At 71.2% G+C, this 19,740-nt stretch carries 21 protein-coding genes; 11 read left to right on the top strand and 10 right to left on the bottom strand.

Annotation, left to right across the window (positions count from 1 at the left end; genetic code table 11):
* The 3 genes from VET29_RS30065 to cmk all read right to left on the bottom strand — a co-directional run.
* On the bottom strand, positions 1–390 hold a 390-nt coding region (locus VET29_RS30065), incomplete at its 3' end, for a GTPase (protein WP_324926647.1).
* Entirely contained in the window at positions 387–1,007 is a 621-nt protein-coding gene (locus VET29_RS30060) for a lysophospholipid acyltransferase family protein (RefSeq protein ID WP_324926645.1), read from the bottom strand. The genes VET29_RS30060 and VET29_RS30065, both read right to left, overlap by 4 nt.
* The gene (gene cmk, locus VET29_RS30055; RefSeq protein ID WP_324926643.1) at positions 1,004–1,738 is read right to left on the bottom strand and encodes a (d)CMP kinase; all 735 of its coding nucleotides are present in this window, start codon (positions 1,736–1,738) and stop codon (positions 1,004–1,006) included. The genes VET29_RS30060 and cmk overlap by 4 nt, the downstream gene beginning before the upstream one ends.
* Before the next feature lie 197 nt (positions 1,739–1,935).
* On the opposite strand from cmk, the gene VET29_RS30050 reads away from it, so the two are divergent.
* Positions 1,936–2,385 carry a snapalysin family zinc-dependent metalloprotease gene (locus VET29_RS30050; protein ID WP_324926641.1) on the top strand — a complete coding sequence of 150 codons (450 nt, stop codon included), beginning with the start codon at positions 1,936–1,938 and terminating at the stop codon, positions 2,383–2,385.
* Here the strand turns inward: VET29_RS30050 and VET29_RS30045 are convergent.
* From VET29_RS30045 to VET29_RS30035, 3 genes are read right to left on the bottom strand one after another with little or no spacing between them, the layout of a single operon-like run.
* Positions 2,382–3,569, bottom strand: a complete 1,188-nt coding sequence (locus VET29_RS30045) for a kynureninase (RefSeq protein WP_324926638.1) — start codon at positions 3,567–3,569, stop codon at positions 2,382–2,384. The two genes, VET29_RS30050 and VET29_RS30045, sit on opposite strands and share 4 nt — an antisense overlap.
* Positions 3,566–4,372: a tryptophan 2,3-dioxygenase gene (locus VET29_RS30040; RefSeq protein ID WP_324926637.1), complete on the bottom strand. Its 807-nt coding sequence runs from the start codon at positions 4,370–4,372 to the stop codon at positions 3,566–3,568. The genes VET29_RS30045 and VET29_RS30040 overlap by 4 nt, the downstream gene beginning before the upstream one ends.
* A complete protein-coding gene (locus tag VET29_RS30035; protein ID WP_324926635.1) occupies positions 4,369–5,181 on the bottom strand; it encodes a PaaX family transcriptional regulator C-terminal domain-containing protein in 813 nt (270 codons plus the stop codon). Before VET29_RS30035 ends, VET29_RS30040 begins: the two co-directional genes overlap by 4 nt.
* 51 nt (positions 5,182–5,232) lie before the next feature.
* On the opposite strand from VET29_RS30035, the gene VET29_RS30030 reads away from it, so the two are divergent.
* From VET29_RS30030 to VET29_RS29995, 8 genes are read left to right on the top strand one after another with little or no spacing between them, the layout of a single operon-like run.
* Positions 5,233–6,060 (top strand): LLM class flavin-dependent oxidoreductase, encoded by an 828-nt coding sequence (locus tag VET29_RS30030; protein WP_324926633.1) that lies wholly within the window; start codon positions 5,233–5,235, stop codon positions 6,058–6,060.
* Positions 6,060–8,126, top strand: coding sequence for an FAD-dependent monooxygenase (locus VET29_RS30025; protein ID WP_324926631.1), 2,067 nt, complete (start codon positions 6,060–6,062; stop codon positions 8,124–8,126). The genes VET29_RS30030 and VET29_RS30025 overlap by 1 nt, the downstream gene beginning before the upstream one ends.
* Positions 8,123–8,860 carry a creatininase family protein gene (locus tag VET29_RS30020; protein WP_324926629.1) on the top strand — a complete coding sequence of 246 codons (738 nt, stop codon included), beginning with the start codon at positions 8,123–8,125 and terminating at the stop codon, positions 8,858–8,860. Before VET29_RS30025 ends, VET29_RS30020 begins: the two co-directional genes overlap by 4 nt.
* On the top strand, positions 8,861–10,381 hold the full coding sequence (locus VET29_RS30015; protein WP_324926627.1) for a benzoate-CoA ligase family protein: 1,521 nt from the start codon (positions 8,861–8,863) through the stop codon (positions 10,379–10,381). It abuts the gene before it with no gap.
* Entirely contained in the window at positions 10,378–11,070 is a 693-nt protein-coding gene (locus VET29_RS30010; RefSeq protein WP_324926625.1) for an SDR family NAD(P)-dependent oxidoreductase, read from the top strand. The genes VET29_RS30015 and VET29_RS30010 overlap by 4 nt, the downstream gene beginning before the upstream one ends.
* Complete coding sequence (locus tag VET29_RS30005) at positions 11,067–11,894, top strand: enoyl-CoA hydratase family protein (RefSeq protein WP_324926623.1); 828 nt, start codon at positions 11,067–11,069, stop codon at positions 11,892–11,894. Before VET29_RS30010 ends, VET29_RS30005 begins: the two co-directional genes overlap by 4 nt.
* The gene (locus VET29_RS30000; protein WP_324926621.1) at positions 11,891–12,295 is read left to right on the top strand and encodes a RidA family protein; all 405 of its coding nucleotides are present in this window, start codon (positions 11,891–11,893) and stop codon (positions 12,293–12,295) included. The genes VET29_RS30005 and VET29_RS30000 overlap by 4 nt, the downstream gene beginning before the upstream one ends.
* Positions 12,292–13,398 carry an acyl-CoA dehydrogenase family protein gene (locus VET29_RS29995; RefSeq protein WP_324926619.1) on the top strand — a complete coding sequence of 369 codons (1,107 nt, stop codon included), beginning with the start codon at positions 12,292–12,294 and terminating at the stop codon, positions 13,396–13,398. Before VET29_RS30000 ends, VET29_RS29995 begins: the two co-directional genes overlap by 4 nt.
* A gap of 45 nt (positions 13,399–13,443) precedes the next feature.
* Here the strand turns inward: VET29_RS29995 and VET29_RS29990 are convergent, their stop codons facing one another.
* A complete protein-coding gene (locus VET29_RS29990; RefSeq protein ID WP_324926617.1) occupies positions 13,444–14,802 on the bottom strand; it encodes a TrpB-like pyridoxal phosphate-dependent enzyme in 1,359 nt (452 codons plus the stop codon).
* Between the two features lie 258 nt (positions 14,803–15,060).
* On the opposite strand from VET29_RS29990, the gene VET29_RS29985 reads away from it, so the two are divergent.
* Both VET29_RS29985 and VET29_RS29980 read left to right on the top strand, forming a co-directional pair.
* On the top strand, positions 15,061–15,543 hold the full coding sequence (locus VET29_RS29985) for a cation:proton antiporter regulatory subunit (RefSeq protein ID WP_324926615.1): 483 nt from the start codon (positions 15,061–15,063) through the stop codon (positions 15,541–15,543).
* Between the two features lie 5 nt (positions 15,544–15,548).
* A complete protein-coding gene (locus VET29_RS29980) occupies positions 15,549–16,727 on the top strand; it encodes a cation:proton antiporter (protein ID WP_324926613.1) in 1,179 nt (392 codons plus the stop codon).
* Positions 16,728–16,736: 9 nt separating this feature from the next.
* Here the strand turns inward: VET29_RS29980 and VET29_RS29975 are convergent, their stop codons facing one another.
* The 3 genes from VET29_RS29975 to scpB are packed head-to-tail and all read right to left on the bottom strand — an operon-like array spanning position 16,737 to position 19,298.
* Positions 16,737–17,873: a DUF1015 family protein gene (locus tag VET29_RS29975; RefSeq protein WP_324926611.1), complete on the bottom strand. Its 1,137-nt coding sequence runs from the start codon at positions 17,871–17,873 to the stop codon at positions 16,737–16,739.
* A complete protein-coding gene (locus VET29_RS29970; RefSeq protein WP_324926609.1) occupies positions 17,870–18,616 on the bottom strand; it encodes a pseudouridine synthase in 747 nt (248 codons plus the stop codon). The genes VET29_RS29975 and VET29_RS29970 overlap by 4 nt, the downstream gene beginning before the upstream one ends.
* Positions 18,606–19,298 carry an SMC-Scp complex subunit ScpB gene (gene scpB, locus VET29_RS29965; RefSeq protein WP_414636657.1) on the bottom strand — a complete coding sequence of 231 codons (693 nt, stop codon included), beginning with the start codon at positions 19,296–19,298 and terminating at the stop codon, positions 18,606–18,608. The genes VET29_RS29970 and scpB overlap by 11 nt, the downstream gene beginning before the upstream one ends.
* Between the last annotated feature and the right edge of the window lie 442 nt (positions 19,299–19,740).

Raw genomic sequence — 19,740 nt, 5'->3', positions numbered from 1 at the left:
GTCCGTGGTGGTCGCGCCTACGGACGCGTCCACCACCAGGAGCACCGCGTCCGCGGTCTGCATCGCCAGTTCGGCCTGCGCCGTCACCGATGCCTGTAGGCCGTCCGCCTTCGGGTCCCAGCCCCCCGTGTCGACCACGGTGAAGCGGCGGCCGTTCCACATCGCGTCGTAGGCGACGCGGTCGCGGGTTACACCCGGTTTGTCCTGTACGACCGCTTCTCGGCGGCCGAGGATCCGATTTACCAGCGTCGACTTGCCCACGTTCGGCCTTCCCACCACGGCCAACACGGGCTGTGGCGGCTCCCCGTCCGTGTCGTCGGGGTGGCCGAACTCCTCATCGATCGCCGTCCACTCGGACTCTGTGGCCCAAGTGCCATCCAACTCAGTCATTTCCGCAGCTCATCCAGTTCACGCACCAGGTCGGCCAGGTGCTTGCGAATCTCCTCGGTCGCGGCGGCAAGACCCATCCGTCCACGGTGGACCGACAACTCGAGAGGCTCCCCGACCAGAATGTCCAGCTTAGGCCGGAACCCTCGACGCTCGTGCGTGCCCCTCGTCGCGACCGGCAGGACGACCGCGCCGGACATCCGAACGAGCCACGCCGCGCCCTGCTCGGCATGCAGAACATCGCCGGTGCCGCGGGTTCCCTCCGGGAAGACGCCGACCAGCCCGCCGGCCCTCAGGATCGACACCGCCTTCATCAGCGGCTCGCGGTCGGCCAGCCCGCGGCGCACCATGATCTGGCCGATCCAGCGGAACGCGTGGCCGGCGACCCCGCGCGACAGCTCCTCCTTCACGAGGAACACGGCGCGTCGCCGCACCAGGCCGAACAGCAGCTGCGGCTCGATGAACGAGCTGTGGTTCGCGACCAGCACGACCGGACCACTCTCCGGCACCCGGTCGGCGTGCCGGACGCGTATCCGATAGAAGGGCCGGTGGATCCACGTACCCAGCCAGCGGGCGAAGTCGTGCAGCCACGGCACGGCTCCCGCGGGAAGCGTCGTCACCTTCCCGCGGCCACGCCACGGAGGTCGCGCTCGTCGACGAGCGCGAGGATCTCGTCCAGCACGCCCTGCAGGTCGAGGTTCGTCGTGTCGAGCCACACCGCGTCGTCCGCAGGCTGCAGCGGCGACGCCGCGCGCCCGGAGTCCAGCTGGTCCCGCCGGTCCACGTCCCGCTTGGTGTCGTCGAACGACGCACTGTCCTGAAGCGAACGCCGCCGTGCCCGCGCGTCCGACGACGCCGTCAGGTATACCTTCAGCGCGGCGTCCGGCGCCACGACGGTGCCGATGTCCCGGCCCTCGACGACGATCCCGCCGCGTTCCTGGCAGACCTCGTCGATGATCCGCATCTGCCGTGCGACCAGCAGCGCCCGCACCTGCGCGACCGCGGACACGGCCGACACGGCGAGCGTCACGGCCTGGCCGCGGATCTCGCTGCCGACGTTCTCCCCGCCGAGCAGCACGTCCTGGTGCTCGGCATCGGCACTGACCCGTAGGTCGACGTGCTCGGCGACGGTCAGTACCGCCTGCTCGTCGTCGGTCGCGATCCCGGCACGCAGGACCGCGAGCGTCACTGCCCGGTACATGGCACCCGTGTCCAGATAACCGGCCCCGAGGGTGACGGCCAGCCGGCGGGCAACCGTTGACTTCCCGGTCCCCGACGGGCCGTCCAGCGCGATCACACCACGCAGTTCGCCCAGTTGCACCGCGCTTGCCTCCTCAAGGTAAGTCACCATGTCCATTCTGCCAGGTGACAGACCGGTAACTGGTGACGCCCAGCGGACACCCAAGCATGCCTTAACATTCAGTCACCCTGCAAACACCGGAGGTAACCTTGCTGAGGCGAACACTGATCGGGTTGCTTGCCACGACCGCCCTGACCGCGACTCTTGTCGCCGGAACCGCTGCCCCGCAGGCAAAAGCGGATGTCGGCGTGGCGGTCGTCACCATCACCTACAGCGATGCCCGCGCCGGCGCGTACAAGGACGCCGTGGCCCAGGGCATCGCGGTCTGGAACGCGAACGTCTCCAACGTCCACATCCAGAAGGCCGCTTCCGGGCAGCGTGCCGACGTGCAGGTCATCGCCGACCCCGGCTGGCCGCGCGCCACGCTCGGCCCGGTCCGCCCTGGCGGGAGCGGCACCGTGTGGTTCGGCCAGGAGGCCGTCGACGAGGGCTACAACGTGGTCCGCATCGCCGCGCACGAGTTCGGGCACATCCTCGGGCTGCCGGACATCAAGCCCGGTCCGTGCTCGAGCCTGATGTCCGGCAGCACGGGCGGCGTGTCCTGCACCAACGCGACCCCGAACGCGTCGGAGCGCAGCCGGGTGCAGAGCCTCTACGCCGGCTCCGCCGCACCGGCCAGCCGGATCGTGGTGGGCTAACGCAACATCTCGCCGAGCGTGGCGATCGCGGTCTCGAGCTGTGCGTCCGACAGGTACGGGGCCGGGCCGAACCGGAGCTTGTCGCCCCGGCTGTCGGTCAGCACGCCGCGCTCGGCGAGCTTGTTCCTGATCTCGCCGGCGTTCGGGGCGGTCAGCGCGAGGAAGCCGCCGAACGCCTCGCGTGGCGCGGACCGGTCCCGCGTGATCACCTCGGGCGGCAGGTCCAGCGCGTCGAAGGCGGACGCGAGCAAACCGTTCTGGTGCAAGGAGACCTCGCGCAGGAACGCCGGTGTGAGGTCGTGGCGGGCGAAGAAGTCGCGGACCGCGACGGCGCGGTAGTGGCTCGTCGGGTCATAGGTGGCACCGGCGAACCGGTCACCGCCGGGTGCGTAGCCGACCAGCCCGGACGCCCGCGCGGCCAGGTCCTCGAACTCCGCGAACCAGCCGGTGACGACCGGGCGCGCGGTGGCCGCGTGCCCTGGCAGGCGCAGGAAGCAGTTGCCCTCGCCCAACTGCAGGTACTTGTAGCCGCCGCCGGTGAGCCATGCGTCGGCCAAACCCTGCTCCCGCAGGGAGAACGGGACGACGCCGAGCGCGTGGTAGACGTCGACGAGCAGCTCCGTTCCCTCGCGCCGGCAGGCCTCGGCGACCACGCCCAACCCCGGCACGATCCTGGCGGTCTCGAACAGGACGTGGGAGACGAGCACCGCGGCGGTCCGGTCGCCGACCTCGGCGGCGACCCGTTCGGCAAGGGTGTCGGCCGGTGTCGCCGGGACGCGGACGACCTCGATGCCTTCCTCGGCGAGGCGCGCGAGCTGCCGGCGCAACGTGTGGAACTCGCCGTCGGTGGTGACGAGCCGGGGGCGGTTCCGCAGGTCCACACTGGACAGGAAACGGACGACCAGCTCGTGTGTGTTGGCGCCCAAGGCGATGTCGCCGCCCGGGTCGTCGAGCAGGTCACGGTACGACTGCCGCAGCCGTTCCGCCTTGGCGAAGGCCAGGTCCCACTTGCCGTCGACCGCGGAGGACGCGTCGGTGAAGGCCTCGATCTGACCGTGCAGAGCGACGTCCGGCCAGGCCTGGTGCGAGTGCCCGGTGAGCAGGAGCCGGTGCCCGACGTCGAACCGTCCGTAGTGGACGGACAGCGAGTTCGGGCTGGTGCGTAGCGAGTTCAGTGTGGTCACAGCTGGCTCCGCACGGACCAGAGGTCCGGGAAGGTGGCGTGGAAGAGCGTGGTGCGCAGGTACGCGACGCCCGCGGAGCCGCCGGTGCCGGTCTTGCCGCCGATGGTGCGCTCGACCATCTTCACGTGCCGGTACCGCCACTCCTGCAGTCCTTCGTCGAGGTCGACGAGCAGGTCGGCCACCGTGGACGGTCCGGAGTCGTCCGCGTAGACCTGGACGAGGATCCGTTGGACGTCCTCGGACTCCGTCCACTGGGTACGGAAGTCGCGGTCGAGGTGCTCGGCGCGGACGTCGTAGCCCGAGCCGGCCAGGTAACGGAGGAAGGAGTCGAAGACCGCCGGGCGGGACATGGCCGCGGTGATGCGTTCGTGGGCCACGGAGTCCGGGGCGTACGGGGTGAGCATCCGCCTGTCGCGGCGGCCGAGGACGGCTTCCAGCTCGCGGAACTGGCCAGACTGGAAGCCGCTGGACGCGTCGAGCCGGGTGCGGAAGCTGGTGAACTGGCGTGGCGTCATGGTTTCCAGGACGTCGATCTGCGCGACGACGACCTTGAGGATGGTGAGCACCCGGCGCAGCGTGCGCACCGAGTGCGACGCGTCGCCCTTCTCCAGGCTTCGTTGCAGGATGCCGAGCTCGTGCAGCATCTGCTTGAACCACAGCTCGTACACCTGGTGGATCACGATGAACAGCATCTCGTCGTGCTCGTCGGATCTCGGGCGCTGGGCGCTCAACACCTCGTCGAGTGCCAGGTACGACGTGTAGGTCAGCGCGGCGGACTGTCCACCCGGGACGGATTCGGTCATGGCCTCGTCACCTTGTCGAAGTGACGCTGGGCGGCTTCGGCCAGCGCCGGGTACAGGAAGTGGAACAGGCGCAGGGCTTCCGCGCGACACGGGGGTGCCGGCACCAGGTCCTCCGGCAGCTCGGGGTCCAGGGACGGGAACTCGCGGAAGGTGTGCACGAGCCTGGTGCGCAACAGCAACGCCGCGCGGTCGCCGGTGACCTCGCGGCCGCGGAAGTGCTCGACGAACGCCCGGTACCGTTCGGCCAGCTCGCCGAGGTCCCAGACCCGCGCGGCGAACGCGCCGAAGTCGACGGCTGCCGCGGGCCGGCCCAGCATGACGCCGGCGAACTCGGCGACGTCGAGCTCCTTCAGCAACGCGGCCAGCTCCTGCTCGCGGTCGTGCGGGGCGAGCCAGGTGCCGTCCTGCACGGAGCCGAACCCGAGGAACCGCAACCGGTTGACCAGACGGGTGCGGGCGGGCCTTCGCTCGTCGGGAATCGAGTGCCACAGCACGGTCCACGTGATCTCGCGGCGGGGCTTCTCGCCGAGCGTGAAGATCCGGCGGTCGCCCTCGGCGAGCACGGCACGGATGCGCGGGGTGAGTACATAGTGGACATGCCGGCCGTCCCTGCTGCGCGCCAGCAGGTCCCTGGCGACGAGCCGGTTCAGCGCGACGCGGGCGGCGCCCTCGGTGAAGCCGAACTCCCCCAGCAGCCGGACCAGCCCACCGGACCAGACGGCGCCGTCACGCGGACCGTGGTGTGCGCCGAGCAACGTCAGCACCAGGTCCTGCGGAGCCGGCTCGAAGCCACGCAGGAGGTCGTTCACGTGCTCCAGCATAGTTGACGCCTCAGCGGGGTCAACCGTAATGTGTCCTACGTGAAGGTCGGCATCGGGCTTCCCAGCACCCTTCCGGGCATCTCGGGCGAGGTGCTCGTCGAGTGGGCACGGCGTGCTGACGCCGGGCCGTTCAGCACGCTGGGCGTGCTCGACCGGCTGGTGTACGACAGCATCGAACCGTTCGCCGCGCTGTCCGCGGCCGCGGCCGTCACGTCCCGTGTGCGCCTTGCCACGAACATCGCGATCGGCCCGCTGCGCTCCCCCGCCATGCTGGCCAAGCACGCGTTGTCGGTCGACGCGCTGTCGGACGGGCGGTTCACGCTGGGTGTGGGGGTCGGTGCCCGCCGGGACGACTACGCGGCCGCCGGCGTCGCACACGGCAGGCGGGGCGCGGTGCTGTCCGAACAGCTCGCCTACCTGCGGGGTCGGCTCGACGGCTCGGGCATCGGCCCGGCCCGGCCGCCGATCGACATCCTCGTCGGCGGTTCGAGCGGCGCCGCACTCACCCGCATGGCCCGCTACGGCGACGGTTACGCACACGGCGGCGGCCCGCCCCGTGCGTTCGGCTCTGCGGCGACCAAGGCACTTGCGGCATGGCGGGATCTGGAGCGCCCGGGTGAGCCGGCGCTGTGGGGACAGGGCTACTTCGCGTTCGGCGACCCGGACCGGGGCAGCGCCTACCTGCTGGACTACTACGCGTTCACCGGGCCGTTCGCGGAGAAGATCGCCGCGGGGAACCTGACGTCGGCGCGGGCGGTGCGGGACTTCGTGCGCGGCTACGAGGCGGAGGGCTGCGACGAGCTGATCCTCTACCCGACGGTCGCCTCGCTCGACGACCTGGACCGGCTGGCCGAGGCGGTGTCCTGATGCGGGTCTCGGTCATCGGTGGCGGACCGTCGGGGCTGTACCTGGCGATCCTGCTGCGCAAGGCCGGGCACGAGGTCTCGGTGGTGGAACGCAACGCGCCGGACGCGACGTTCGGCTGGGGCGTGGTGTTCTCCGAGGAGACCCTCGGCGCGCTGCGGGACGCCGACTATCCCACGTACCTGGAGATCACGGAGTCGTTCGCCCGCTGGACGTCCATCGACATCCACTACCGGGGCCGGGTACTGCGTTCCTCCGGGCACACGTTCTCCGCGATCCGGCGCACGCACCTGCTGGCGATCCTCCAGCGGCGCGCTCAGGCGCTCGGCGCCACACTGACGTTCCACCAGGAGGCCCGTCCGTCCGACATGGACGCCGACCTCGTCGTGGCCGCCGACGGTGCGAACAGTGCGCTGCGCAAGCGCTCCGACTTCGGCGGCTCGTCGACACCACAGGGCTGCAAGTACGTGTGGTTCGGCACCGACCTCGTGCTCGACGCGTTCACGTTCGTGTTCAAGGAGACCGAGCACGGGTTGTTCCAGGTGCACGCGTACCCGTTCGACGAGCACACGAGCACGTGGATAGTGGAGACGACCGAGCCGACGTGGCGACGTGCCGGCCTCGACACGATGTCCGAAGAGGACAGTATGGCGTTCTGCCGGTCGTTGTTCGCGGCCGAGCTCGGCGAGCACCGGCTGATGTCGAACAAGTCGACCTGGCTGGACTTCCCCCTGGTGCGCAACGAGCACTGGCACCACGGCAACGTCGTGCTGATCGGCGACGCCGCGCACACCGCGCACTTCTCGATCGGCTCGGGCACGAAGCTCGCGATGGAGGACGCCATCGCGCTGGCCAACGCGCTGGAACGCGAGTCGCTGGAGTCGGCGCTCGTGGACTACGAGCTGGAGCGGCAGCCGGTGGTGGAGCGGTTCCAACAGGCCGCCGGCGACAGCGCGGCGTACTTCGGCCGGGTGGCGAGCTATTTCGGCCTCGCGCCGATCCAGTTCGCCGCGAACCTGCTGACCCGCAGCGGCCGGATCAGCCACGCGAACCTCATGCAACGCGATCCGCGGTTCGTGCGGGTGCTGGACTCCTGGCTCGCGGCCCATGCCGCCGGGACACCGCTCGTGCCGGGCGCGGTGGCGGCGCCGCCCATGTTCACGCCGTTGCGCGCCGGTGGCGTGCACCTGCGCAACCGGGTCGTGCGGTCGGTGTCCACACCGGACCTTGCCGACGCCGCCCGGGCAGGCGCCGGCCTGGTGCTGACCGGTTTCGTCGCGGTCGCCGAGGACGGGCGCACCACACCGGCCTGTCCCGTGCTGGACGACTCGTGGGCGCCGGTCGTGCAGGAGGTCCACGACAACGGCGCGCTCGTCGGCGTGCGGCTCGGACACGCCGGCCGCCGCGGCGCGAGCCGGCCGGCCGGCGGCGTGGACGTGCCGCTGGCGGACGGGTGGCCGCTGCTGTCGGCCTCCCCGCTGCCGTACACGCCGTTCAGCACGGTGCCGGCGGAGCTGTCCGAGGCCGGCATGACCCGGGTGCGGGACGAATTCGTGGCGGCGGCCGGACGCGCGCGGGAGGCCGGGTTCGACGCGCTGGAACTGGACCTGGCGGACGGGTACCTGCTCGCGAGCTTCCTGTCACCGCTGACCAACCGGCGCGACGACGAGTACGGAGCCGAGCCGCTCCGCTTCCCACTGTCCGTTGTGGACGCTGTACGGGCGGCCTGGCCCGGTCTGCTGATGGCGCGCCTGACGGTCACGGACTGGGCGCGTGGCGGCACGAGCGTCGACCAGGGCATCGAGCATGCCCGCGCGCTCGCCGCCCACGGGGTGGACCTGGTCCACGTGCGGGCCGGGCACACGACCGCGACGTCGCGGCCCGAGTACCGGCGGGGCTACCTGACCACGCTGTCGGACCGGGTACGCAACGAGGCCGGCGTGCCGACGCTCGTCGGCGGCTACCTGACCACGCCGGACGAGGTGAACACGGTCGTCGCCGCCGGCCGGGCCGACCTGTGCCTGTTCGATCCGGCGCCGAGCCCGTTGGAGGAGGTGGCGTCCTGGTGACCCAGTTCGCCGAGCTGACGTCGCCACAGGTGGCGGAACTCCTTGCCGGGACTCGGAAGCCGGTGCTGCTGCTGCCGGTCGGCGCGGTCGAGCCGCATGGGCCGCACGCGCCGCTGGGCACCGACGAGATCATCTCGGCCGGCATGTGCGCACGGGCCGCGGCCCGGTTGGCGGACGATCCCGAGGTGCGGGTGCTCGTGCTGCCCACGCTGAACTACGGCGTCACCCGGTTCGGCGCCGCGTTCCCCGCAGCGGTCTCGGTCAGCGAGGCCACGCTGCACGCGCTCGTCGTCGACGTCTGTGGTTCCCTTGCCGCGCAGGGGTTCTCATGGATCGTCGTGGTGAACAACCACTTCGAGCCCGCGCACGTCGAGACGCTGCGGAAGGCCACGGCCGAGGCCGGTGTGGCGTACCTGGACCTGGTGCGGCGACGCCATGCCGCCCGGTTGACGGAGGAGTTCCGGTCCGGGGCCTGCCATGCGGGTCGGTACGAGACGTCGCTCGTGCTCGCCGAGCGGCCGTCGCTGGTCGACACGGTGGCCATGGCCGCCCTGCCACCGGTGTCGGTGAACATGCCGGCCGCCATGGCCGAGGGCAAGAACGACTTCGTGGCCATGGGCATGGACCTCGCCTACTGCGGCGCGCCGGCCGACGCGACCGGCGCGGAAGGACGGTCCACCTTCGACGTTCTCACGGACCTTCTGGTGGAGGCGATCCGGGAGGTGGCACGCTAGATGTTCAACGTCGCCGACTACTTCGTCGACCGCAACCTCGAGCTGGGCCGCGGCGACCGGGTCGCCCTGTTCACGCCGCAGGGGGCCACCACCTACCGCGAGCTTGCCGTTCTGTGCAACCGGATCGGCAACGTCCTGCGCGGGCTCGGCGCCAGGCGCGGCGAACGGGTGCTGCTGGCGCTGTCCGACGGCGTGGAGTTCGTCGCGACGTGGTACGCCGCGCAGAAGATCGGCGCGGTCACGGCCGAGGTGTACACGTTCCTGCAGCCCAAGGACTACCGCTACTTCCTCGACTACACCGGGGCACGGGTCGTGATCGCCGACCCGGTCACGCTCGACCGCCTCCGCGAGGCCGGCACGGCGGACCGCCAGGTGCTGGTGGTCGGCGGAGACGACCTGCGGGACAACGAACACGACTTCGCGGCGCTGGTCGCCGCCGCCCCCGAGACGTTGGCGACCGCGCCGACCACGCGCGAGGACGTCGCGATCTGGAAGTTCACCACCGGCAGCACCGGCGCGCCGAAGGCGTGCGTGCACACCGCGGCGAGCCCGATCGTCAGCCACGAGAGCTACGGGCTCGGGGTGCTCGACATCGGGCAGGACGACATCGTGCTGCCGGTGCCGAAGCTGTTCTTCGGCTACGCGAGGGACCTGACCGCGCTGTACCCGTTCGGTGTCGGCGGCGCGGGCATCGCGTTCCCGGACCGCACCACCCCGGAGCGTGTCTTCGAGTTGATCGCCCGCCTCCGCCCGACGATCCTGGTGAACGTGCCCACGATGATGAGCGCGATGCTCGCCCACCCGTCGGCGCCCACACAGGACCTCAGCTCGCTGCGGCTGTGCACGTCCGCGGGCGAGGCGCTGCCCGCGGAGCTGCACCGCAGGTGGGACGACATGTTCGGCGTCGAGGTGGTCGATGGGATCGGCTCGTCGGAGGCCTACCACATCTACATCTCGAACCGCCCCGGCGCGGCCCGGCAGGGCAGCTGCGGCCAGGTGGTACCGGGCTACTCGGCCCGCGTGGTGAACGACGACGGCGCGGAGGTCCCGGACGGGGAGGTGGGCACGTTGGAGGTGACCGGCGGCACGGTCGCCCTGGAGTACTTCGGCGACAAGGAGAAGTCGGCGACCACGTACCGGGGTGACACCGTCCACACGGGAGACCTGTTCAGCCGCGACGACGGTGGTTTCTTCTACTACCACGGCCGCGCCGACGACCTGCTGAAGTCGGGCGGCATCTGGGTGGCGCCGAGCGAGATCGAGCACTGCCTGATCGGCCACGACGACGTGCTGGAGTGCGGGGTGGCGGGCTTCGAGGTGGACGGCCTGGTGCGGCCACGCGCGTACGTCGTCCTGCGCGAGGGCGTGGCGCCCTCCACCGAGCTGGCGACGGCGCTGCGCGAGTTCGTCCGCGCACGGCTTGCCGGCCACAAGCGCCCACATGAGATCCGTTTCGTGACCTCGTTGCCTCGCACCACGAACGGCAAGCTGGACCGGCGTGCGTTGAAGGACCTGACATGAGCAGGCTGGTCGTCGTCACGGGCGGCACCCGAGGCATCGGCGCCGCCGTGGCCAGGCGCTTCACCGACCGGGGCGACCGGGTGGTGCCGCTGGGCCGCGCCGACTGTGACGTCACGGACGAGACCGCGGTGGCCGAGGTGTTCGGCGCCCTCGGCGAGGTCGACGTGCTGGTCAACAACGCGGGAGTCTCGTCGAGCGCGCCGTTGGGGAAGACGAGCGTCGCGGACTGGCAGGCCCAGCTGGACGTCAACGCCACCGGTGCGTTTCTGTGTACCAGGGCGGTGTTGCCGGGCATGCTGGCGAGGGACCACGGCCGGATCGTGACGGTCGCGTCGACCGCGGGCCGGGCCGGCCAGGCCTACACGGTGGCGTACTCGGCCTCGAAGCACGCCGTGGTGGGCCTGACACGTGCGGTGGCCGCGGAGGTCACGGGCACGGGTGTGACGGCGAACGCCGTGTGCCCGGCGTTCGTGCGCACGGACATGACCGCGAAGAACGTGCGGCGGATAGCGGAGATCACCGGACGCTCCACCGAGGACAGCGAGCGGGTGATCACCAGCCTGTCACCGCTGGGCCGCCTGCTGGAGCCGGACGAGGTGGCGTTCGCGGTGGAGTTCCTGGCCGCTCGCGAGGCGGCCGCCATCAACGGCCAGTCGATCGTGCTGGACGGAGGAGGAATCCAGGCATGAGCCCGTTCCGAGCATCGGCCGGTTTCACCGAGGACTGGCAACACTTCGACCTGGCCGTGGCGGACGGCGTCGCGACGGTCACGCTGAACCGCCCGGACCGGCTCAACGCCCTGACCTTCGACGTGTACGCGGACCTGCGGGACCTGCTGGGCGAGCTTCCCCACCGCGGCGACGCCCGCGTGGTGGTGCTGACGGGAGAGGGCCGAGGCTTCTGCTCGGGTGGCGACGTCGAGGAGATCATCGGCGAGTTGCAGAAGATGCGGCCGGCCGAACTGCTCGAGTTCACCCGCATGACCGGCGCGGTGGTGAAGGCCCTACGCGAGTGCCCGCTGCCGGTGATCGCCGCGGTGAACGGTGTGGCGGCCGGCGCGGGCTCGGTCATCGCGCTGGCGAGCGACTTTCGCCTGCTGGCCGAGTCGGCGTCGTTCGCGTTCCTGTTCACCAAGGTGGGCCTGGCGGGCGCGGACATGGGCTCGGCCTACCTGCTGCCGCGGCTGATCGGCCTGAGCCGGGCCACGGAGCTCCTGATCCTGGGCGACAAGCTGGACGCCAGGCGCGCGGAGACCATAGGCCTGGCCACCAAGGTCGTGCCGGACACGGACCTGGCCGCGGAGGCCACCACGCTGGCGAACAGGTTGGCGTCCGGGCCGGCACTGGCGTACTCGACGACGAAGGTGCTGCTCACCCGCGAGCTGGACATGGACCTGGCCAGCAGCATCGAGCTGGAGGCGATAACCCAGGCGCTGCTGATGAAGAGCGACGACCACGCCGAGTTCTACGCGGCCTGGTCGGCGGGCCGCAAGCCGCGGTGGACCGGCCGATGAACGGCCACGAGATCGTCGCCGTGCCGGGGCTGGCCGAGCCCGTCGGCTTCGCGCATGCCGTGGTGGCCGCACCCGGCCGTACCGTCTACCTCGGCGGGCAGACCGCGCAGGGCCCGGACGGCGCCATCGTCGGCGAGACCATCGTCGAGCAGTTCGACGTGGCGGCCGGGAACGTGACCACCGCCCTCACCGCGGCCGGCGCGACGCCGGACCACCTGGTGTCGCTCGTCATCTACACCACGGCCGTCGCCGAGTACCGGGCGGCGTTGCGGGAGCTGGGTCCGGTGTGGCGCGAGCACTTCGGCCGCCACTACCCCGCGGTCGCCCTCCTCGGCGTGGCCGAGCTGTTCGACGCGGCCGCGAAGATCGAGCTGGTCGGCACGGCGGTGATCCCGGCATGACCTACACCCACCTGTCCCCCGCGCACCAGGAACTCCGCGACCACACCGAGAAGGTCGCGGTCATGCTCCCGGCGATCGCCGGGCAGGGCACCCCCGGCACGATCAACCGCCCGCTGCTCGCCGCGCTCTCCTCGCACGGCCTGTTGGGCAGGCTGTTCCCGGAGACCTCGGCGATGGACCTGTGCGTCATCCGCGAGGCACTGGCCCGCCACTGCACCGAGGCCGAGACCGCGTTCGCACTGCAGGGCCTTGGCACGTACCCGATCCTGCTGGCCGGCAAGCAGTCCACTGTGGACGAATGGCTGCCCCGCATCACCGCGGGAGAGGCGGCCGTCGGCTTCGCCCTCACCGAGCCGGGTGCGGGCTCGGACGCCGCGTCCCTTGCCCTGTCGGCCACCCCGGACGGCGATGGCTTCCGCCTCAACGGCGAGAAGGTGTTCATCTCCAACGCCCCCGAGGCGGACGTGTACTCGGTGTTCGCGCGCACCAGCGACAACGGGACCCGCGGGATCACGGCGTTCGCGGTGCCGGGCAACACGTCCGGCCTGTCCGGCACCCGGCAGCGCCTGGTGTCCCCACATCCGATCGGCAGCCTGCGGTTCGACAATGCCTACGTCCCGGCGGAAGCGATGCTGGGTGAGGTCGACGGCGGCTGGCGGGTGGCGATGCGGACGCTGGACATGTTCCGCCCGAGCGTGGGCGCGTTCGCGCTGGGCATGGGTCAGGCGGCGCTGAACGCGGCCGTGGCGCACACGAAGGAACGGCAGGCGTTCGGCCGCCCGCTGCGGGACTTCCAGGCGGTGTCCCACCAACTGGCGGACGTGGCCACGCGCCTGCAGGCCGCCCGCCTCCTGGTCCACGACGCCGCCGCGGCGTACGACTCGGGTGCCGAACGCACCGGCCACCTGTCCGCGATGGCCAAGCTGTTCGCGACCGAGACCGCACAACAGGCGGTGGACGTGGCGATCCAGGTGCACGGGGCCCGCGCGCTGGAGGAGGGACACCTGCTGGAGCACCTGTACCGGGAGGTCAGGGCGCCGCGGATCTACGAAGGCGCGAGCGAGATCCAGCGCGAGATCATCGCGCGGCAGCTGTACCGCTGACCCGCCCACGGGAGCTGGCCAGCGGATCATGACTCAGCTGCCGGGTTACCGGACGGGGATGGTCTCGAAGGCGCTGGCCAGGTCGTCATCGGTCAGCTCACGGTCCACCATGTCGCCGGCCAGGTAGCTCGCGTACGCCGGCAGGTCGAGGTGGGCGTGCCCGCACAGCGCGGTCAGGATCACCTTCTCCTCGCCGGTTTCCTTGCATCGCAACGCCTCCCGCACGCACTCGGCCAGCGCGTGGGTCGGCTCGGGCGCCGGGATGATGCCTTCCGACCTGGCGAACCGCACACCCGCCGCGAAGCACTCGTTCTGCCCGATGGCCACCGCGTCGACGAGGCCCAGCTCGACGATGTGCGACAGCAGCGGCGACATCCCGTGGTACCGCAACCCACCGGCGTGGATGGGATCCGGGATGAACTCGTGACCGAGCGTGTGCATCTTGAGCAGGGGCGTCAGCCCAGCGGTGTCGCCGAAGTCATACGTGTATTTGCCGCGCGTGAGCGACGGACACGCCGCCGGCTCCACGGCCCGGATCGTCGGCGAGATCCTGCCGGCCAGCTTCTCCCGCAGGAACGGGAACACCAGCCCGCCGAAGTTCGAGCCACCGCCGGTGCAGCCGACGATCACGTCCGGTGAGTCGCCCGCCATCTCGAACTGCTTGATGGCCTCCTCGCCGATGACCGTCTGGTGCAGCAGCACGTGGTTGAGCACGCTGCCCAGCGCGTACCGCGCGTCCGGGTCCGCCGCCGCCTTCTCGACCGCCTCGCTGATCGCGATGCCGAGGCTGCCCGTCGAGTCGGGGTGCTCCTTCAGCACGGCACGCCCGGACTCTGTCAGGTCCGACGGGCTCGGGTGCACGGTCGCGCCGAACGTCTCCATCATGATCTTGCGGTACGGCTTCTGGTCGTAGGACGCGCGGACCTGCCACACCTCGCACTCCAGCCCGAACTGCGCGCACGCGAACGCCAGCGCGCTCCCCCACTGCCCGGCCCCGGTCTCGGTGGTCAGCCTGGCGACGCCCTCCTGGGCGTTGTAGTAGGCCTGCGGCACCGCGGTGTTTGGCTTGTGCGAGCCGACCGGGCTGACGCCCTCGTACTTGTAGTAGATCCGTGCGGGCGTGCCCAGCGCCTTCTCCAGCCGGTGCGCCCGGAACAGCGGCGACGGCCGCCACAACCGGTACACCTCCTGCACAGCTTCCGGGATCGGAATGTAACGCTCCGTGCTCACTTCCTGCGCGATGAGCGCCTGCGGGAAGAGTGGCGCGAGGTCGTCGGGGCCGACCGGCTCGCCCGTCCCGGGATGCAGGGGCGGCGGGGGTGGCGCCGGCAGGTCGGGCACGACGTTGTACCAGGCCGTCGGCATGTCGGACTCGTCGAGAAGGAACTTGGTGCGGCCGGCCATGCGTGCCTCCCGGACATCGGCGAACGAGATCCCACCAACCTAGTGTCCCGCGCCGGAAACCAGGCAACCAATTCGGCGGCCCAGCTTCCCGCTGGCGGCGTTGCCGGTCCGCCCAAGTACGACCCAGTACGAGGACGAACCGACGCCTTGCCAGCAGAAACCCGGATCCACCGACTCAATCACCGCATTCCCGGCGCGGGACACTGGGGGCCGCAGGCTCAGGAAGAAAGACGTGCCCGCCGGGGTTAACCTTGCGTGGTGAATGTGGACGTGACGCCGCTTCCGGGGATAGGCATCCGACATGACTTCACCGCCCGTGCGGGGCGGCGGATCGGCGTGATCACGTACCGTGACGGCCGGCAGGAGCTCATCGTCTCCCGCGAGGACGACCCGGACGCGTGCACCGCGTCGGTCCCCCTCACGGTCGACGAGGCGAGCGCACTCGCGAACCTCCTCGGCGCACCGCAGCTCGTCGCACAGCTGCGCAAGGAGAACGACGGGCTGACCGGGGTCCACACCAAGCAGCTGCCGGTGGCCCACAGCTCCCCGTACGACGGCCGCACGCTGGGTGACACCCAGTTGCGCACCCGTACCGCCGTGTCGGTCGTGGCCGTCGTCCGCGCCGGCACGGTCCACCCGTCGCCGCGGCCGGACTTCGTGCTGGGCGGCGGGGACGCGTTGATCACGGTCGGCACCACGGAGGGCCTCGCCAAGGCAGCTGACGTCCTCGAACGCGGGTAACGCCCGTGCACAACTCGACAGTCGCGCTGATCGAGCTCGGCGCGATCTTCTTCGGCCTCGGCGTGCTCGGCAGGCTGGCCTGGAAGATCGGCATCTCGCCCATCCCGTTCTACCTGCTCGGCGGCCTGGCGTTCGGCAGCGGTGGCATCTTGCCACTGGAGGGCATCGAAGGGTTCACGTCCCTCGCGAGCGAGATCGGCGTGATCCTGCTGCTGCTCCTGCTCGGCCTGGAGTACTCGGCGGCGGAGCTGGTGACGGGCCTGCGGCGGTCGTGGCTGGCCGGGCTCGTGGACCTGGCCCTGAACGCGTTGCCGGGCGCCGCGGTGGCGCTGATGCTGGGCTGGGGGCCGATCGGCGCGCTGGCGATGGCGGGGGTCACCTACATCTCGTCGTCGGGCATCATCGCGAAGGTCCTGGGTGACCTGGGACGGCTGGGCAACCGGGAGACGCCGGTGATCCTGTCGATCCTGGTGTTCGAGGACCTGGCCATGGCGGTGTACCTGCCGATCCTGACCGCCGTGCTGGCCGGCGCGACACTGCTCGGCGGCCTGTCGGCCATCGGGATCTCGCTGCTGGTCGTGACGCTGGTGTTGTTGCTGGCGCTGAAGTTCGGCCGGTTCGTCTCGGCCATCGTGGACAGTCCGGACCCCGAGGTGTTCCTGCTGCGGGTGCTGGGCGCGGCATTGCTGGTGGCGGGCGTGGCGTCGCAGCTTCAGGTGTCCGCGGCGGTGGGGGCGTTCCTGCTGGGAATCGCGATCTCGGGCTCGACGGCGGAGAACGCGACCCGGATGCTGGAGCCGTTGCGCGACCTGTTCGCGGCGATGTTCTTCGTGGTGTTCGGCCTGAGCACGAACCCGTCGACCATTCCGCCGGTGCTGGCCGTGGCACTGGGGCTGGCGGTCGTCACGACGATCACGAAGGTGGCGACGGGCTGGTGGGCCGCGGGACGGCAGGGCATCGCCAGGATGGGCCGGGCTCGCGCCGGAGCCGCGCTCGTCGCCCGGGGTGAGTTCTCGATCGTGATCGCCGGCCTGGCGGTGTCCGCGGGCGCCGTGGACGACCGGCTGGCGGCGTTGGCCACGGCCTATGTCCTGATCATGGCGGCCTTCGGGCCCCTGGCCGCACGCTTCGTGGAACCGGTCATGAGACTGGCCGTCGCCCGCATCCGCCCGGCGACGGCCTGACCTCGCCGGTCAGGCCCTGGTCTGGGCGTGCAGGTCGGCCAGCAGCAGGCCGCTGCGGGGTTTCGGGGTGAAGTAGGTGCTCTTGCGGGGCATGCGGCGACCAGCCAGGTGTTCGGCCAGCACCGTCGTGAGCGGGACCGGGGCCAGTTCCAGTACCGCGTCCGTGTTCGGGGGTGGGGTGCGGCCTGCCGCGAGCGGCTGGACGTTTCGGCCCTCCGGGTCCAGGTGCAGTGCCTCGGCCAGCAGGATCTCCTCCACCACCGCGTGGTCCATGCCGGCCGGCAGGTCGACGACCAGGGTCGTCTGCTGGCAGCGGACGACCGTGTGGCCCGGTGTGGTGGGGGTCGGCGCGTCGGGTTGTTCGCGGACAGTCAGGCCTGCGTTCCGCCATGCCTGGGCCAGGTCGTCGGCGGTGAGGCCGGTGTTGGTCAGCGCCCGGTGGAACGCGCCGATGCGTAGGTCCGGGCCCGCGGTCACCAGTGCCAGCAGACCGCCCAGCCCGGCGGAGGCCGCCGCGGCCACCCGGTGGTTGCCGTCCGCCACCATCACCCTGTTCGCTTCCACCGCGTCCAGCATCGAGGTGTCGGTGGTCAACCACAGGTGATGGCGACGCCCTCGGGTGTCCACCGTGGACACCACGGGCGCTGTCTTCCTCGTGTGGGCCCGGACCTCCGCGGTCAGCTCGTCGCGCTCGGCCAGTGACACCAGCAGCGCCGCGCTCGTGGCGTAGCCGAGGCCGGACAGCACCGCCGCCCGTTCGCGCACGATGTCCGGGTAGACCTCCTCGCTGTGGCGCACGTGGCCGGCGTCGACCGCGGCCGGGTCGACCATGCACAGCACGCCACACGCGGTGCCGTCGGGACCGTCCACCTCGTACGGGGCGACCACCGTGGACACCTCGCGGTATGCCGTCCGCAGCAGCGTGGACAGGGTGTTCCTGGCCGCCGGCAACGACTCCAGCAGCCCCCTGCCGTTGGCCACCGCCTCGGGGGTTCGGTGTGGGTGCTGCACTGCCAGCAGCGTGGGGGCGCTCTGCCCGGCCAGGGCGGCGATCACCCGGTCGGGCTCGGCGAACTCGTCGACGTCCGGCCCGGGGACCTCGTTGCGGACCACCCAGCCACGGGTGATCGGGCGTACCCAGCTCATCTCACGAGGTCGACGGCGGCGAACAGGGAGCCGATCTCCTGGCGGGTCAGCGGGCGGATCGCCCCGGACCGCTGGTTGCCCAGGTGCACGTCGCCGATCTGGGTACGGACCAGCGTCCGCACCGGCAGGTCGACGGCGTCGAGCAGCCTGCGGACGATGTGGTTGCGGCCCTCGTGCAGCACCACCTCGACCATCGCGCGCCCACCGCTCGTGTCGACCACCCGGAAGGCGTCGACCCTGGCCGGTCCGTCGTCCAGTTCGATGCCCGCGCGGAGCTGGCGGCCGATGGTGCGCGGCACCGGACCGGGGACCTCGGCGAGGTAGGTCTTGTTGACGACGAACGACGGATGCGTCAGGCGGTGCGCGAGGTCGCCGTCGTTGGTGAGGAGCAGCAGGCCCTCGGTCTCCGCGTCCAGGCGGCCGACGTGGAAGAGCCGCTCGTCGCGGTCGCGGATGTAGTCGCCGACCGACGGGCGGCCGCGGTCGTCGGACATGGTCGTGTGCACGCCGCGGGGCTTGTTGAACGCGAAGTACCTCATGTCCTCGCGGACCACGACGCGCACGTCGTCGACGTGGATGACCGCCGTGTCCGGGTCGACGCGACGGCCGAACTCGGTGACCACCGAGCCGTCGACCTTGACCCGTCCCTGCGCGATGAGGTCCTCGGCGGCACGGCGGGAGGCGATGCCCGCGCGGGACAGCACCTTCTGCAGTCGCACGCCCTCGGGTGGTTCAGAGTTCATCGATGGAGTCCACTTCTGGCAACAGCGGCGCGATCGGCGGCAGATCGTCCAAAGAGGACAGTCCGAGGCGCTCGAGGAACAGTTCCGTGGTGCGGTAGAGGAAGCCGCCGGTCTCGACGTCGGTCCCCGTCTCCTCGACCAGTCCACGGGCGAGCAGGGTGCGGATGACGCCGTCACAGTTCACACCGCGGACCGCGGCGACCCTGGCGCGGGTCACCGGCTGACGGTAGGCGATGACGGCGAGGGTCTCGAGGGCGGCCCTGGTGAGCTTGGCACGCTGGCCGTCGAGTAGGAGCTTCTCGACGTAGGGGGCGTAGCGGTCGCGGGTGTAGAACCGCCAGCCGCCGCCCGCCCGGCGCAGGTCGATGCCGCGGTCCTGGTCGTTGTACCTGTCCGACAGGAGGCGGAGGTGCTCGGCCACCCGCAGCGGCGTGGTGTTGACGGCGGTCGCGAGCGCCTCCTCCTCGACCGGCGAGTCGACGACGAGGAGGAGCGCCTCCAGCGCGGAGTCGAGGTCGGCGTCGCTCAGCGGGGCCAGGCCTTCCTCGACGCCGTCGTCGGCAGTCGCGGGGTCGGGTGGCGCGCCGTTTTCGGGGGCGGTGTCCGAGGCCTCGGCGGCTGACTCGGGGGCGGCTGACTTGGGAGCGACTGGCTCGGCGACCAAGCCGAGTGGGTCGGCCACTAGGCCGGATTCTTGCTCGGCGGCTGGCTCATCGGGTGGTTCAGGCGCCTCGGCCGCGGATGAGGGAGAGAGTGGCTCGGCCGCGGGGCCGGCTTCGGGCCACGCGGCGACGGGGCCATCGGCGACCGGCTCGTCGGCGGATGGCTCGGCCGTGGCCGAGTTCGCGGGATCGGCCTCGGCGGCGTGGTCCGCCGAGTTGGCCTCGGAGGCGTGATCCGGTGCGCCGTCGGGTGCGGCCGGGTCGGCCTCGAAGTCCGGGGCGTCGAGAGCCGACTCGGTCGACGAGCCGGCCGGGGAGTGAGCCTCGGGCGCCAATGACTCGGCATCGGGAGTCTCGGGGTGCGCCGGCTCCTCGGCCTGCGAAGACACCGGGGACACCGGGGACACCGGAGGCTCCGGGGACGCCAGGGCCTCCGGAGTCTCTCGCAGGTCGGTTCGGGGC

The sequence above is a fragment of the Actinophytocola sp. genome (genome assembly GCF_035634895.1).
In the GTDB taxonomy this organism is placed as follows: Bacteria; Actinomycetota; Actinomycetes; order Mycobacteriales; family Pseudonocardiaceae; genus Actinophytocola.
This window is presented reverse-complemented; position numbering and strand designations above follow the sequence as displayed.

What these genes read in the sequence shown, in the direction of transcription:
- VET29_RS29970 (WP_324926609.1), bottom strand. Translation starts at nt 18,616, where the DNA reads ATGAACTCTGAACCACCCGAGGGCGTGCGACTGCAGAAGGTGCTGTCC.
- VET29_RS29995 (WP_324926619.1), top strand. Translation starts at nt 12,292, where the DNA reads ATGACCTACACCCACCTGTCCCCCGCGCACCAGGAACTCCGCGACCAC.
- VET29_RS29975 (WP_324926611.1), bottom strand. Translation starts at nt 17,873, where the DNA reads ATGAGCTGGGTACGCCCGATCACCCGTGGCTGGGTGGTCCGCAACGAG.
- VET29_RS30010 (WP_324926625.1), top strand. Translation starts at nt 10,378, where the DNA reads ATGAGCAGGCTGGTCGTCGTCACGGGCGGCACCCGAGGCATCGGCGCC.
- VET29_RS30025 (WP_324926631.1), top strand. Translation starts at nt 6,060, where the DNA reads ATGCGGGTCTCGGTCATCGGTGGCGGACCGTCGGGGCTGTACCTGGCG.
- VET29_RS30005 (WP_324926623.1), top strand. Translation starts at nt 11,067, where the DNA reads ATGAGCCCGTTCCGAGCATCGGCCGGTTTCACCGAGGACTGGCAACAC.
- VET29_RS30000 (WP_324926621.1), top strand. Translation starts at nt 11,891, where the DNA reads ATGAACGGCCACGAGATCGTCGCCGTGCCGGGGCTGGCCGAGCCCGTC.
- VET29_RS30040 (WP_324926637.1), bottom strand. Translation starts at nt 4,372, where the DNA reads ATGACCGAATCCGTCCCGGGTGGACAGTCCGCCGCGCTGACCTACACG.
- VET29_RS29990 (WP_324926617.1), bottom strand. Translation starts at nt 14,802, where the DNA reads ATGGCCGGCCGCACCAAGTTCCTTCTCGACGAGTCCGACATGCCGACG.
- VET29_RS30015 (WP_324926627.1), top strand. Translation starts at nt 8,861, where the DNA reads ATGTTCAACGTCGCCGACTACTTCGTCGACCGCAACCTCGAGCTGGGC.
- cmk (WP_324926643.1), bottom strand. Translation starts at nt 1,738, where the DNA reads ATGGTGACTTACCTTGAGGAGGCAAGCGCGGTGCAACTGGGCGAACTG.